The 14,912-nt window shown below is 38.3% G+C and carries 9 protein-coding genes; all 9 read left to right on the top strand.

The annotated features are described in order from the left end of the window. The first annotated feature begins 33 nt into the window (after window positions 1–33). Genes A9D35_RS05345 through A9D35_RS05305 form a run of 9 tightly spaced genes read left to right on the top strand, consistent with a single transcriptional unit; the run spans window position 34 to window position 14,904 of the window. Window positions 34–1,140: a glycoside hydrolase family protein gene (locus tag A9D35_RS05345; RefSeq protein ID WP_066219987.1), complete on the top strand. Its 1,107-nt coding sequence runs from the start codon at window positions 34–36 to the stop codon at window positions 1,138–1,140. Between the two features lie 34 nt (window positions 1,141–1,174). Next, window positions 1,175–2,506, top strand: coding sequence for a sugar porter family MFS transporter (locus tag A9D35_RS05340; protein ID WP_066219984.1), 1,332 nt, complete (start codon window positions 1,175–1,177; stop codon window positions 2,504–2,506). A 15-nt stretch (window positions 2,507–2,521) separates the two neighbouring features. After that, on the top strand, window positions 2,522–3,358 hold the full coding sequence (locus A9D35_RS05335; RefSeq protein WP_066219981.1) for an alpha/beta hydrolase: 837 nt from the start codon (window positions 2,522–2,524) through the stop codon (window positions 3,356–3,358). Further along, on the top strand, window positions 3,348–4,832 hold the full coding sequence (locus A9D35_RS05330) for a sulfatase-like hydrolase/transferase (protein WP_066219978.1): 1,485 nt from the start codon (window positions 3,348–3,350) through the stop codon (window positions 4,830–4,832). The genes A9D35_RS05335 and A9D35_RS05330 overlap by 11 nt, the downstream gene beginning before the upstream one ends. Window positions 4,833–4,856: 24 nt before the next feature. Beyond that, on the top strand, window positions 4,857–6,842 hold the full coding sequence (locus A9D35_RS05325) for a glycoside hydrolase family 97 protein (RefSeq protein ID WP_066219975.1): 1,986 nt from the start codon (window positions 4,857–4,859) through the stop codon (window positions 6,840–6,842). Between the two features lie 2 nt (window positions 6,843–6,844). After that, window positions 6,845–8,521 carry a sulfatase family protein gene (locus tag A9D35_RS05320; RefSeq protein WP_066219973.1) on the top strand — a complete coding sequence of 559 codons (1,677 nt, stop codon included), beginning with the start codon at window positions 6,845–6,847 and terminating at the stop codon, window positions 8,519–8,521. A gap of 20 nt (window positions 8,522–8,541) precedes the next feature. Continuing rightward, a complete protein-coding gene (locus A9D35_RS05315; RefSeq protein WP_083191625.1) occupies window positions 8,542–11,220 on the top strand; it encodes an endo-acting ulvan lysase-like protein in 2,679 nt (892 codons plus the stop codon). Between the two features lie 44 nt (window positions 11,221–11,264). After that, window positions 11,265–14,048: a heparinase II/III domain-containing protein gene (locus A9D35_RS05310; protein ID WP_218017729.1), complete on the top strand. Its 2,784-nt coding sequence runs from the start codon at window positions 11,265–11,267 to the stop codon at window positions 14,046–14,048. After that, on the top strand, window positions 14,041–14,904 hold the full coding sequence (locus A9D35_RS05305) for an alpha/beta hydrolase (protein WP_141675481.1): 864 nt from the start codon (window positions 14,041–14,043) through the stop codon (window positions 14,902–14,904). The genes A9D35_RS05310 and A9D35_RS05305 overlap by 8 nt, the downstream gene beginning before the upstream one ends. Window positions 14,905–14,912 lie beyond the last annotated feature (8 nt).

The raw sequence follows: 14,912 nt of genomic DNA, 5'->3' as shown, positions 1-14,912 counted from the left end.
AAACTCGAAATCGAATAGTTTTTATTTCTAATAATGGTAAAGCAATTAAAAATAGTCCTAGTTTTTTTCTTTGTATTGAGCAATACAGGGCAGCTATTTGCACAAAATATTATAAACGGCAAACTAGGAGAAGCACCTATAAATGGCGGTTTAGAAATGGAAGATTATTGGGTGTGGGGAAGTTCTGTAATTAAAGGCGATGATGGTATGTACCATATGTATGCCTCACGCTGGCCAAAATTTTTACCCTTTCATCCTGGGTGGATGATTGCTTCCGAAATTGTTCATGCCACTTCTAAAACACCAGAAGGGCCATATAAGTTTCAAGATGTTGCGTTGGGAGCAAGAGGAACACAATATTGGGATGGCCGATCGTGCCATAATCCTAAAATAGTAAAATATAAAGATCTGTATATATTGTATTATATGGGGTCTACACATCCGTTCGAGGAAGTGACTTTGGCAAACGTCGATCAATTCAATTTACAAAGTAAGTGGTGTATTGCGGGACGTTGGAGAAAACGTATTGGTATGGCAACGTCTACAAGTCCGAATGGACCTTGGAAACGATTAGAGACTCCAATTTTAGACGTGAAACCAAATTCCTTTTATAGTTTTTTAACGTCTAATCCGTCTCCTCTAATTAAAGAAGACGGATCTGTGGTATTACTCTTTAAAGGTCGCGATTATAAGGCAGATGGCATTAACAATGCAGATATGAGTATTGGTGTGGCTACTGCGCCTTCTTATAAGGGGCCTTATACCGTAATGGGAGATAAGCCTTTATTTTCTATCGATCAATTTGGTGAAATTGAAGACCCTCATTTATGGAGTGATGCAACAGGATTTCATATGGTAGCTAAAGATCAGCGTGGGGCTATAACAGGCGAAGCGGGAGATGGTCTTTTAGCACATTCTACAGATGGCATACATTGGAACGTAGATAAGCACCCAAAAGCGTATACAAAAACCGTAAAATGGGATAATGGTAAAACTATAAAACAAGGCCAATTAGAACGTCCGTTTATTTTTGTTGAAGACGGGAAACCTACGCATCTGTTTTTCGCAACTATGGATGGGCCGGGTGGTTTTGCTAATGGTACAAAAACATGGAATATGGTAATTCCAATAGAACAATAAACTAAACTAATTAATACAAATAAAATAAAGCAGTATGAACAAGAAAATACTATTATGGTCTATTACCGCTGCCCTGGCAGGGTTCTTATTCGGATTTGATGTGGTCGTAATATCTGGAGCCGATAAAAAACTTCAAACCCTATGGGAGTCTTCAGATTCCTTTCACGGTTGGGTTGTTATGGGTATGGCGCTATGGGGTACTGTTATTGGTGCTATGTTTGGAGGTATTCCTACCAATAAATATGGTCGAAAAAATACCTTAATTGTTATCGGTATCTTATTTGCGGTTTCTGCCATAGGTTCGGCATTGTCTAACGATCCTTACGTCTTTGCATTTGCACGATTTATAGGAGGAATAGGGGTTGGAGCCTCTACAATTGCAGCACCAGCTTATATTTCAGAAATTGCTCCGGCAAAAGATCGTGGCCGCCTCGTCGCCATGTATCAGTTTAATATCGTTTTTGGTATTTTAATAGCCTTCTTATCTAATTATTTATTAAGTGGCATAGGAGAAAATTCTTGGCGATGGATGTTGGGTGTAGAAGCCATTCCAGCGGTATTATATATATTATTTGCTTTAAAATTACCAAAAAGTCCAAGATGGTTATTGTCTAAAGGGCGTACAGCCGAGGCTAGAGAAGTTTTACAACTTATAGAGCCTACTGCAGATGTGGATGAACAAATTGCAGAATTTGAAAGTCATTCGCATAAAAATGATAAGACTGAAACTATTTTTATTAAAAAATACAGGTATCCATTAATGTTAGCTTTCTTAATTGCATTTTTTAATCAATTATCGGGAATTAATGCCTTTCTATATTATGCACCTAGAATTTTTGAAGAAGCTGGCTTAGGCGAAAGTACTGCACTATTAAGTAGTGTGGGTATTGGTGCAACCAACCTCGTGTTTACCCTTTTAGGCGTGTTTCTAATAGATAAACTAGGTCGTAAAACGTTAATGTATATTGGTTCTTTAGGGTATATTATTTCCTTAAGTTTGGTCTCGGCTGCATTTTACTTTGGATGGTCGGGAATGGCAGTGCCAATGTTCTTATTCATTTTTATTGCCGCACATGCCGTAGGTCAAGGGGCTGTAATTTGGGTGTTTATTTCGGAGATTTTTCCAAACCATTTAAGAGCTTCGGGGCAATCTTTCGGAAGTTCTGTACATTGGGTTTTAGCCGCATTAATTCCGTCGTTAATTCCATTTTTATTTGGTCATGAAATGATTGGTCCTGGGGCTGTATTTTTGTTTTTCGCATTTATGATGGTCTTACAATTGTTATTTGTAGCCTTTTTAATGCCAGAAACAAAAGGGAAAACCTTAGAAGAATTAGAAGATGTTATGCTTAAAAAGAATAATTAATAGCAGGTACAAACAATGAAAAACGTAATTGTGGTTTTTAGTATGTTTTGCATGACAATTTCTGTATATGCAGCAAAAGTAGATACACTTTTGGTGCGTAGTCATGTTATGAATAAAACCATAAAAAACGTAGTCATAACTCCAGATTTGTATACCGCTAACAAACAAGCATACCCTGTCGTGTATTTGCTTCATGGCGCAGGAGGAAATCATAAAGCCTGGCTGGGTAAATCACCTCAAATAAAAGACTATGCCGACGAGTATAATGTGATTATTGTATGTCCCGATGGAGATAAAACCAGCTGGTATTTTGATAGCCCGATAGACGATACTATGAAATACGAAACGTATATTGCTAAAGAACTAGTTTTAAAAATAGACCAAACGTATCATACGCGTTCCGATGCTAAATTTCGTGCCATAACGGGTTATAGTATGGGAGGTCACGGTGCTTTGTATTTAGCATTTAAACATCAAGATGTTTGGGGAGCAACGGCTAGTATGAGTGGTGGAGTAGATTTAAGACCGTTTCCTTTGCGCTGGGATATTGCCAAACGCCTCGGAACTTATGCTGAAAACAAGACCGTTTGGGAAGACCATTCTGTTATTAATATGACACATTTGTTAGATGGAAAACAATTAAAGATTCTGTTTGATTGTGGTGTAGACGATTTTTTCTACGATGCCAATGTTCGACTTCACAAAAAGTTGGTCCAGCGTAATATTCCACACGATTATATTGAAAGACCCGGAGGACATACCAATGCATATTGGGCAAACTCGATTCAATACCAGATGCTATTTTTTAGCAATTATTTTAAAAATTCAAAAAATAACGTTCATGAAAATTAAAGCTTATAAACTTGTTTTTTTATTTACCATATTATTAGTCATTTCTTGTAAAGGCAAGGAAGAGGCTAAACACGAGACGACTCAAAATGAGGAAGAGGTTGTTAAACAACCCAACATCGTGGTATTACTTTGCGACGATTTGGGGTATGGCGATTTATCGTCTTTCGGACACCCGGTAATCGAAACAAAACACTTAGATAAATTAGCTGAAACGGGAATTAAACTTACTAATTTTTATTCTACAGCACCGGTATGTTCGCCGTCGAGAGCAGGATTACTTACAGGTAGAAGTCCTAATAAAGCGGGGATTTACGATTTTATTCCAGGACTTAAAAAGAGTCCGGATAATCGAGACTTAGTCCATTTACAGGCACATGAACAAACCATTCCAGCCATTTTAAAATCGGTGGGGTACAGTACCTGTTTGGTAGGAAAATGGCATTGTAGTTCGCGATTTAATTCTGATGCGCAACCACAGCCAAACGATTTTGGATTCGATCATTGGTTTGCTACGCATAATAATGCCGCGCCAAGTCATAAAAACCCAAGTAACTTTGTTCGTAACGGCGAAAAAGTTGGCGAAATTGAAGGATTTAGTAGTCAGATTGTAGTCGATGAAGCCATTAATTGGTTAGAAATCAAAACAGACGATAATCCGTTTTTCTTAGAAGTTACCTTCCACGAGCCTCATGAGCCTATTGCATCTCCAGAAGATTTGGTTCAAAAATATTTACCTAAAGCCAAAAATAGAGAGGAGGCCGAGTATTTTGCCAATGTAGAAAATGTCGATCTTGCTGTAGGACGCTTATTGGATTATTTCGAGAAAAATAATATCACGAATACCTTAATTGTGTTTAGCTCAGATAACGGACCGGAAACCTTTATGAGATACGAGCGCGCTAAAAAATCTTATGGAAGACCAGGACCTTTAAAAGGGATGAAACTTTGGACCAATGAAGCAGGTTTTAGAGTGCCCGGTATTATTAATTGGATAGGACAAGAAACCTTTACAGGAACGTCGGATAAAGTGGTGTCTGCCTTAGACTTTTTACCAACGTTTGCCGAGTTAGCTGGAGCAGAATTACCAGACAGAACTTTAGATGGCGAGTCGTTTACCTCACTTTTAAACACGGGAAATTTCGAGCGCACGAAACCATTAATTTGGGTGTTTTACGATGCGATTAACCAACGTCGTGCCGCCATGCGTAAAGGCGATTGGAAAATCATGGCGCGTTTAGTAGACGAAAATAACGAGGAATTACCACAACTTCACAATTTATACGATGGGAACGAGGCTTTAGTGAAACATGCAAAGTTAACAGATTTTGTATTGTTTAACCTCACGAAAGATATCAACGAGTCGGAAGATGTGTCTGCTCAAAATCCTGAAGTATTTCAAGATATGAAAGCAACTTTCCAATTAGAATATAAAAACTTGTTAGACGAAAGTCATGTTTGGGTAAGAGCAGAATAATGTAAACGAAATGAAATTAATAGCATGAATTATTTAAAACCGAAAATACTATTACTTATAGGCTTTGTTGCCGTTTTTTATAGCTGTAAAAAGCAGGAGGCTATCACTTTGTCTTCGCCAGATGCGACTAAAAAAATAGTGTTTTTAGAAGATGAAGCCAACAGCAGTTTAACCTTTTCAATCTTTTATAACAATCAGCAAGTTATACAAACGTCTGTATTAGAATTAGTGTCCGAAGAACTCGATTTTTCAGGAGAAATCACTGTCGAGACTATTGAAAACACGTCCGAGAATACTACTTGGACTTCAAGATTCGAGGAACGCAGTACGATTCCCGATCATTATAATCAAACGAAAATCTATTTAAAGCAAGGCGAATCTAAATTCAATATTATTGCCAGAGCTTATAATGAAGGGGTAGCTTTTGCCTACGAAATTCCGGAACAAGGCAACCTTGGCGAAATTGGTTTAAATGAAAATATCCATTATAATTTTGATAAAGATTACGAGCTGTGGTCTACTCCAAAACGCGAAAAAGGCGTATTAACCGCTCAAGGCGAATATAAAAAGATTCCAATTTCAGCTTTGCAAGTAGGTGCCGAGCGCCCGTTAGTAATAGAGATCAGCGATTCGGTTAAAATTGCCTTAGCAGAAGCTCGATTGGTAGATTATGCGCGAATGAGTTTTAATAAAGGCACTACGTCTCCGTACAGCATAGTGTCGACCCTTGATGGTAAAATGGGAGAACAAAAACAAGATACCATTACAGGAGCTGTTATTTCCGAACGTAAAAAAGATGGTGCGAAAGTGCATAAAAGCTTACCTTTTCAATCGCCTTGGCGTGTGGTAATGATGGGGAACAGTCATGGCCAGTTGTTAGAACAGAATTATTTAATTCAGAATTTAAATCCGCCATCGGCAATAGCAGACGATTCTTGGATTACACCTGGGAAAGTACTTCGTGAAACCACGTTAACAACGCAAGGCGGTATGGCGGCTATCGATTTTGTAGCGAGTCACAATATGCAATATGTACATTTTGATGCCGGTTGGTATGGTAACGAAATGGATAATGCCTCCGATGCCACCACCATTACTTTAGATCCTAAACGTTCTAAAGGGCCTTTTGATATTGAGGCCATTACAAAATATGCTACAGAAAAATGGGTGAAGGTGATGCTATATGTAAACCGTCGTGCTTTAGAAAATAAATTAGATGCCGTCTTACCTGTATTAAAAGATTGGGGTGTATCTGGAATAAAATATGGTTTTGTGCGTGTAGGAGACCAAGATGCTACGGCATGGATGCATAAAGCTGTAAAGAAAGCCGCGGAGTACGAAATGGTCTTAGATATTCACGACGAATACAGACCAACGGGATTTTCTAGAACCTATCCAAACTTATTAACTCAGGAAGGGATTCGTGGCGATGAGGAAACAGTGCCAAACGCTCATACCTTAATTACCATGTTTACCCGAAGTTTAGCGGGAGCAGCAGATAATACCGTGTGTTATTACAACAGTCGCGTAGATAAAATGGGATCGCATGCCTCGCAAATGGCAAAAACGGTTTGTATTTTTAGTCCGCTACAATTTTTATACTGGTATGATAAAGCGCCATCCGCACCAATTAAGGACGACGGACTTTGGGGCGATACGCGTACCATTGGTAACGAACCAGAACTTGAATTTTTTAATGCGGTACCAACTACCTGGGACGAAACTAAGGTGTTATATGCCGAAATTGGGGAGCTTGGAGTCATCGCCCGCCGTTCTGGTAGCGATTGGTTTGTAGGAGGAATTAATGGTGTTTCCCAGCATGATGTGACCATCGATTTTTCTTTTTTAGAAGAAGGATCTTCGTATCAAGCGAAAGTCTATACCGACGATGATACAGTGAACACCAGAACCCAAGTGAAAATTGAAACTTTAGATATAACTAGCACTTCAAAATTAAATATAGCGATAAAGCCTAACCAAGGATTTGCAATGCATATTATAAAATTATAATTATGAATCACTTAAAATTAACAACCCTACTATCCGTTTTTCTAGTTTTAGGATTAACATCTTGTAAAAACGAGGAGAAGAAAGTCGCTGAAAAACCAGCGAAAAAGGAATTACCAGCAGAACGTCCCAATATTATTTTTATGATGTCCGACGATCATGCTTATCAAGCCATTAGCGCCTATAGCGACCGTTTAACACAAACACCAAATATAGATCGCATTGCAGACGAAGGGATGTTGTTTACCAACGCCAGTGTCACCAATTCTATTTGTGCGCCATCTAGAGCGACCATTTTAACTGGAAAACATACCCATATTCATGGTAAAGTGGACAATGTGTTTCCGTTTGACGAATCGCAAACCACCTTCCCACAATTGCTTCAAGAAGCAGGCTATCAAACAGCCATGTTTGGGAAATTACATTTCGGAAATAATCCGAAGGGAATAGATGAATTTAAAATTCTTCCAGGGCAAGGACAGTATTATAATCCGGATTTTAATACCAACGACGGTAAAATTACAGTAGAAGGTTATGTAACCGATATTATTATGGACATGACTTTAGATTGGTTGCAAAACAGACGTGACGAAGATAAACCGTTCATGTTGTTCTCGATGCAAAAAGCACCGCACAGAGAGTGGTTACCGGCACCGCGTCATTTTAAAGAATTTACAAAAAAATCATTTAAAGAACCAGAAACCTTGTTCGATGATTATGAAGGTCGCGGAACTGCCGCAAAAACAGCAGAAATGAATTTGTTGGAACATATGAATTGGGCAGGCGATTCTAAGGTATATCCAGACATTATGAAAACGCTAGGCATCCCAGATAAATCGGGGTGGGATTTAGAAGCTTTCGATCGTGAAGTTGGGCGCATGAATCCAGAACAACGTGCTGTTTGGGATTCGGTTTACCGACCTATGATGGAGGCGTTTAAAACTGAATATCCTAATATGGATGATACTGCTTTAATGAAATGGCGTTACCAACGTTATATGCAAGATTATTTAGGTTGCATTGCTTCGGTTGATGAAAATGTAGGCCGTTTATTAGATTATTTAGAGGAAACAGGATTAGATAAAAATACCATTATAGTATACACCTCCGATCAAGGATTTTATTTAGGAGAACACGGGTGGTTCGATAAGCGTTTTGTGTACGACGAATCGTTTAAAACCCCATTACTTATTAAATGGCCAAACGTGATTACACCGGGAACAACCAATACAGAAATGGTTCAGAATTTAGATTTTGCGCAAACCATTTTAGAAGCGGCTCAAGTAAAAGCTCCAGACGACATGCAAGGTGAAAGTTTAATTCCTTTATTATTAGGTAACGATGCCGAGTGGACCAGAGATGCGGTGTATTACCACTATTATGAATATCCAGGTATTCATATGGTAAAAAGACATTATGCCATCGTAACGCAAGAGTACAAATTGATTCATTTTTATTACGATGTTGACGAATGGGAATTGTACGACCGCAAGAAAGATCCTCAAGAGATGAACAATGTTATAAACGATCCGGCTTACGCTGATACCGTAGTGAAATTGAAAAAACAATTAGCAGATTTACGAGCACATTACGGCGATAGTTCGGAGTTAGATCAAAAAATTCTTAGAAAATATCTGGAAGCTAAGGATAACCCAGATATCGAAACGGTACCATTACATTAATAGCAAAATATTAGAAAATAATGTTCAAAAAATTTAATAACATATCGGCGCTATTCCTGAATTTGTTTTTAATAACAGCAGTAAGTTTTGCCCAAAAGGCAGACCCGCATCCCCGTCTTTTTGCATCGTCTCAAGATCGTTCGGAACTGCGTTCGAAAATTGAAAATGAAGATTGGGCTAAAGCCTCTTACGAGGCCGTAGTTGCGGAAATAGATCCGTATGTTAATCGGCATGTTACAGATCCAGAATGGATAATATCGCGATTAGCTATGTATTGGAAAGCTGGCGAACATTATACACAATGCTATATTAAAGGGCAAGATTGGGATTATGGCGAAGGAAATGCGCCCATTCCAACGGTACGTTTACCGGGTATGCGTAAATGGAACGATTATGTAAATGTTCCGCTAGAAGATAGAATTCCGTATAATGAAACTGGCGATATGCTAGGTATTAGTCGGTCTAAAGCCGATAAAACTCCTGTGAAAATTCCGTATAAAGAATCGGGACATATGATTCGTCAGAACAATATGGAAATCTTGAAATTGGCAGAAAAATCGGCTTTCCTGTATTATATGACGCAAGATGAAAAGTATGCAAAGTTTTCGGCCGATATTTTTTGGACTTGGATTTTAGGAACCTATTATATGCAACCGCCATTAGATCCCGAAGCATCTGCAGGTGGACCAGGAGGCTACGAGCCAGGCGGAATTTTAGGCTATTACGATTACGAAGTGATTCACGACGACCGTCAAATTCCAATGGCCATTACTTACGATTTTCTTTACGATTACCTCAATGCACATCCACATAAGCATTTAAAAGCAATAAATAAAACAACGGTCGATGTGTCGAGCGAAGTGTTTAAACGCTTTATAGAAATCGGATTGGTTCGCGGTGGTAAAAAAGGCAACTGGAATGTAAACCGTTATAAAAATATTTTAGGCAGTATGTTGGTGTTAGAGTCTAATTCATTTTATAAAGATGGTAAAGGACGCGAATATTACATACCGTTTTACACCGAAAAATCGGGCGATCATTATGCCGGCTTACCAGAAATTATGGCCAATTACAATACCGAAACAGGATTGTGGCCAGAATCTCCAGGCTATGCGTCGGGAATGATTCCTACGGTCTTAGAAATGGGATTGCAATTGTATAAATCTGGAGTGAATACACTCGCAGGAAATCCCATTATAGAAAAAGCGGCATTAGCTAATTTAGGTTGGTTAGATGCGCGTGGTAATTTAGTGGTGTTTGGCGATATGCGTGGTGGTGCCTTTAATATGTCGGCTTTCGAATCGTTATTAACCTATTCCACGTGGAATGGAGATGCTAAAACGGCGAAAACCATGGCTACAGTCATTAAGAAAAATATAGAAAATGGTCAATACGACCGAAATAAATCGCATTGGCAAGATATTATTTTTAATCAGGCTTTACCGGAATCGGGGAGTGAACTGCCTTACCACAGATCGGCATATTCTAAATTTCATAGACACATGATTTTAAGAAATGGCAATGATGAAGAAAACGGCTTAATGTTCACATTATATGGCGGACGCTACCAGTCGCATTTGGCAGAAAACGGTTTAGCTATGCAGTTTTACGGTAAAGGTTGGGCTTTAGCTCCAGATGCTTCGGCTTACGAATCGTACTGGTCTAAAGATGCCGGTTATCACCGTGGGATTACAGGATCTAACACCATACTTCCAGGATATAAAAAGGGTGAAATCACTGTAAATGCTATGGATCCTAAAACAGCAGATGATGGTTTTTATAATACCGTAGTTACTTCTAAAAATGTATCGTTTGCCGATGTGTCTGCAGACGAAAAACGTCGTGTTGTGGCCATGATTCGTACTTCGGAAACGAGCGGATATTATGTCGACGTGTTTAGATCAGACCAAGATGATAACGATTTTATCCATCATAATTTAGGACATCAGGTAACATTAAAAAACACCAAAGATGTGCCTTTAGAAGTGAAACCTGTTAACGATTTAGGTACCGAATACGATAAAAATTATAGCTTTTTCAAAAATCAAAGAAAGGTAAAGTATACAGACGATTTTAACGCCACTTGGGATATTAATACCGTGTCTCCAGAATTGCATGTAAATATGTGGATGCAAGGACAAGAAAATCGCGAGTTGTATGTGGTAGCTGCACCACCAACAACCTTACGAGCGGATATTACACCAGGACAAATTAATAAAAGTCCACAGACTACACCAACGCTAATTGTACGTCAGAATGGCATAAATGCTAAAAGTCACCCGTTTGTTTCGGTGTTTGAATCGTTTGAAACAGGACAAAAATCAATTCAGAAGATATCTAAAGTGGGGCAGTTTGATGATTTAGCAGCATTGAAAATCGAATCGAAAAACAGTACGCAAATTATTTGTAGTGCTATAGATACTAATAAAGACTATAAGCCTACTAAAGAAATCACGTTTAAGGGCACTTTTGGAGTGGTTTCAGAAAAACAAGGCAAATTTGAGTATTTGTATTTAGGAAAAGGAACCGTATTACAACACGGAAACTATAAAATTGAAGCCGTTGATGATGCCGTTTCAGCAGAATTGAAATACGAAAATGGGAGCTATTTTTATTCGTCCGATAAACCCGTACGTATTCAGTTAAACAATGGCCAGGCTAAAGCATTTCCTGCCGGATATAATATTGAGATTAAGTAAGCAAAAACATGAAGTTAAGGAGGCTACATATTATTTTAATTTGTGTGACTTTTTTATTAAGTCCGATACTGCTGTGTGGTCAAAATCTGCAACATCCTCGCATTTATACGTCCAATACCACGAAGGCCGAATTTTTAAAAGCGGTTAAATCGGTAGCATGGAAGGCTGACTTCATAGCAAAAAAGAAAAAAAATCTCGAAAAATATTTAGAGTATGTAAAGCAAGATCCGGAATGGCTTGTGTCGCGTTTGCAGATGAACTGGAATACCAAACACAATAGAGTATTTTTAAAAGGTGGCGATTTCGATTATTCCGAAGGCAGTGCGCCTGTACCTACGGTGCGCTTTTCGGGAACAAGAGACTGGGCAACAGATTATAAAACCCCAGCATTGGAAGCTGTTCAGCCGTATTTTGATGACCCGAAAGGGCTGTATTTACAACATAAAAAAACCAATAAAATGGCCTGGGTTCATCCGTCTAAATCGGGTCATATTATAGAAAATATTAATGCCAAAATCATGAGTTTGGTTGCCGATGCCGCTTTTTTATATTGGCTAACGGGAGATCGGGCTTATGCCGAATTTGCCAAACCCGTATACAGTGTGTATATGGAAGGTATGTACTACCGCGATGCGCCAATAGATTTAACCAATTCGCCACAGCAAGGCTTATCGGGCTTAGCTACTTTCGAAGTGATTCATGAAAAAATCTTGGTTAGTTTGGTAAGCACTTACGATTTTTTATATGATTATTTTAAAAAGGAAAACGTCGATTTAAACCATAATGTCGCTGTTTTTCAGAAATGGGGCGATCAAATTATTAAAAATGGTGTGCCCGATAATAATTGGAATTTATTTCAGGCCCGTTTTTTAACCTATGTGGCTGTAGTTCTCGATTCTAATGCGGCTTATGCCAACGGAAAAGGTCGAGAATATTTCTTGAATTTAACTTTTAATACCTCTACAGCAAGACAACTTTCTATAGATGAATCCTTATTAGTTTACGATCAGGACACCGGAATTTGGCCTGAAAGCGCCTCGTATTCTATTCATGTTATTACGACTTTATTAGAAATAATTACCATTTTAGATCATGCAACAGGTAAAAACGAATTGGGACAATATCCTATAATTGAAAAAGCGGCCTTGGCCTCGTTTCAATATCTGTTCCCCAGTGGCTATAGCATTGGTTTTGGCGATTCTAATCATAAACCATTACCGCCAGAAAATTTTGAATTGTTAATAGCTAATTATCGAAAATATAAGGAATCGGAAAAGGAATCCATTATTTCCGGGCTTTTAGAACAAATGATTGCAAAAGGCGACTATAAACGACGCGCCAAAGATTTATTTGATTTGTTCTTTTATGTAAATGAATTAAAAGCGTCTCAACCTACAGAAAATGCTTTACAGCGACTTACATCTCCAACTTTTTATGCTTCTAATGTAAGTTTGTTTAATCAGCGATTAGGAGTTGGTGATAAGGCTATGATGGTTTCAACCTTTGGTTCTTTCGGAAATCACGCCCATGCCAATGGCGTCGCGATCGAATTGTTTGCAAATAAGTATGTGTTGGGGCCAGATATGGGGAAAGGCTCTAGTTATTGGCATGAAAACCATACGGAGTATTATTCAAAATTCCCTGCCCATAACACGGTAGTAGTTAATGGTATTTCAGATTATCAAGCGATGCGAAGTTATCATCCGTTTACCTTAGATAATAGTTTTCCAAAACCAGGAACGACTCCGCAATTTGATAAAATAACCTTTGCCAAAGTGACTTTCTTCGAACCTAAAGCAAAAGCCAATCAGCAACGATTTACCTCACTTATAAAGTCGAATACCGGAGGCGGTTATATAGTCGATGTTTTTAGATCGGAAACGCAAACTCAAGGAACCCAAAGGCACGATTACTTTTATCATAATCTGGGGCAGGCTTTAACGCTGTTCGGCGACTCCAATAAAACCATAGCAGGAGCTCCTACTGAAGATTTTGGAAGTCAATATGGCGATATTAAGGCTTATGATTATTTAACAGAAAAAAAGAAAATGAGTACGGCTAACGATGTACAGGCTGTATTTAGCTTGAAGCATGACGAAAAGCCAAATAATATAATGAAACTGTGGATTAAAGGCAGTGAGCATCAAACCATATATACTGCTTTGTCTCCAAAATCGAATGTCTTAACCAAAGGCACGGCACCAGAAGCAGTTTTAAACGATGCGATGCAAACTTTAATAGTGAAACGTGATGCAGCAGCTTGGAATAATCCCTTTGCAGTGGTGTTTAACCCATTTATAGAAGGTGAAGAAAACCCGATTAAGAATGTAGAATATGCTTCAGTTAAAGATTATCCAAGGACCCAAATTATAAATGTAAAGCTCAATGATGCGAAAAGCTCCGATAAAATTATACTAAATACATCAGAAAATGATATCGTAGAAACGAATGATTTTTATCAACAAGGACTTTTGTCGGTTACGCGAACAACTACAAGTAAGACCGATTTACAGTTTATGTTTATTTCGGGGGTTTATAAATTCAAGCAATTAGGTTGGGAAATTATTGCTGCGGCAGAACCGGTTACGGTGTCTGTAGATCGTGTAGGAGATTCCTATAAAATTACATCAGATGGTGCCACATTGTTACGTGTGCCGTTTTTAGAGGGGAATAAGGAGGCTGTTTTAAACGTTTATGAAAACGATGTCTTAATTAGTTCAAGAAAAGGACAAATTGGACGATTTAATCCCAATCAGTTGGAATTCAGAATAGAAAAAGCCTACGCTAAATTGGAAATAGTATTTCAACAAAACATTAAACATGATTAAGTATATAGCCATTACATATGTGTTTTTAGTTTCCATTTTATCTGTAAATGGTCAAGATAATAGTTTGGGTACTCCAGAAAAAATTATTTATAAAATCGTAAAAGGCGATACCTTAACCATGGAGCTATATAAACCGAATGGCTTTAAAAAACGAAAAAAATATCCTGCGTTGGTATTCTTTTTTGGAGGTGGATGGGTTGGCGGTAGTGTCGATCAGTTTAGACCCCAAGCCGAGTATTTTGCATCCCGAGGTATGCTAACCGTTTTAGTAGATTATCGTGTTGAAAACCGACAAGGCACCACACCGTTTGATGCGGTGGCCGATGCGAAATCTGCCATGCGATTTTTAAGGTCTCATGCTAAACAGTATCACATAAATTCGGATAAAATGGTAGCATCTGGTGGGTCTGCAGGTGGGCATTTAGCGGCTGCAACAACCATGCTTCCAGGATTAGATGAAGCAGGAGAGGACCATAATATAAGTACTAAAGCACAAGCTTTAATTTTATATAATCCCGTTATAGATAATGGGCCTGGTGGTTATGGGTATGACCGTATAGGAGACCGTTTTACCGAAATTTCACCGATGCATAACATTTATAACGATGTGCCACCAACAATCATTTTTCAAGGCACCAACGATAAACATATTCCGAATGGCACTATGGAAAAATATAAAGCGCAAATAGAAGCTGTTGGCGGCCAATGTGAGCTTCATTTGTATAACGGGCAGCCACATGGTTTTTTTAATAAAGGAAAACAACCTGGTGATACATATTATATAGAAACCACTTTGGCAGCAGACGAGTTTTTACAATCTTTAAACTATATAAAAGGAAAAGCAACGATAAACTAATACAATAT

The sequence above is a fragment of the Formosa haliotis genome, from assembly GCF_001685485.1.
In the GTDB taxonomy this organism is placed as follows: domain Bacteria; phylum Bacteroidota; class Bacteroidia; order Flavobacteriales; family Flavobacteriaceae; genus Formosa; species Formosa haliotis.
The sequence above is the reverse complement of the archived record's forward strand: the minus strand, read 5'-3'. Positions and strand labels throughout refer to the sequence as shown.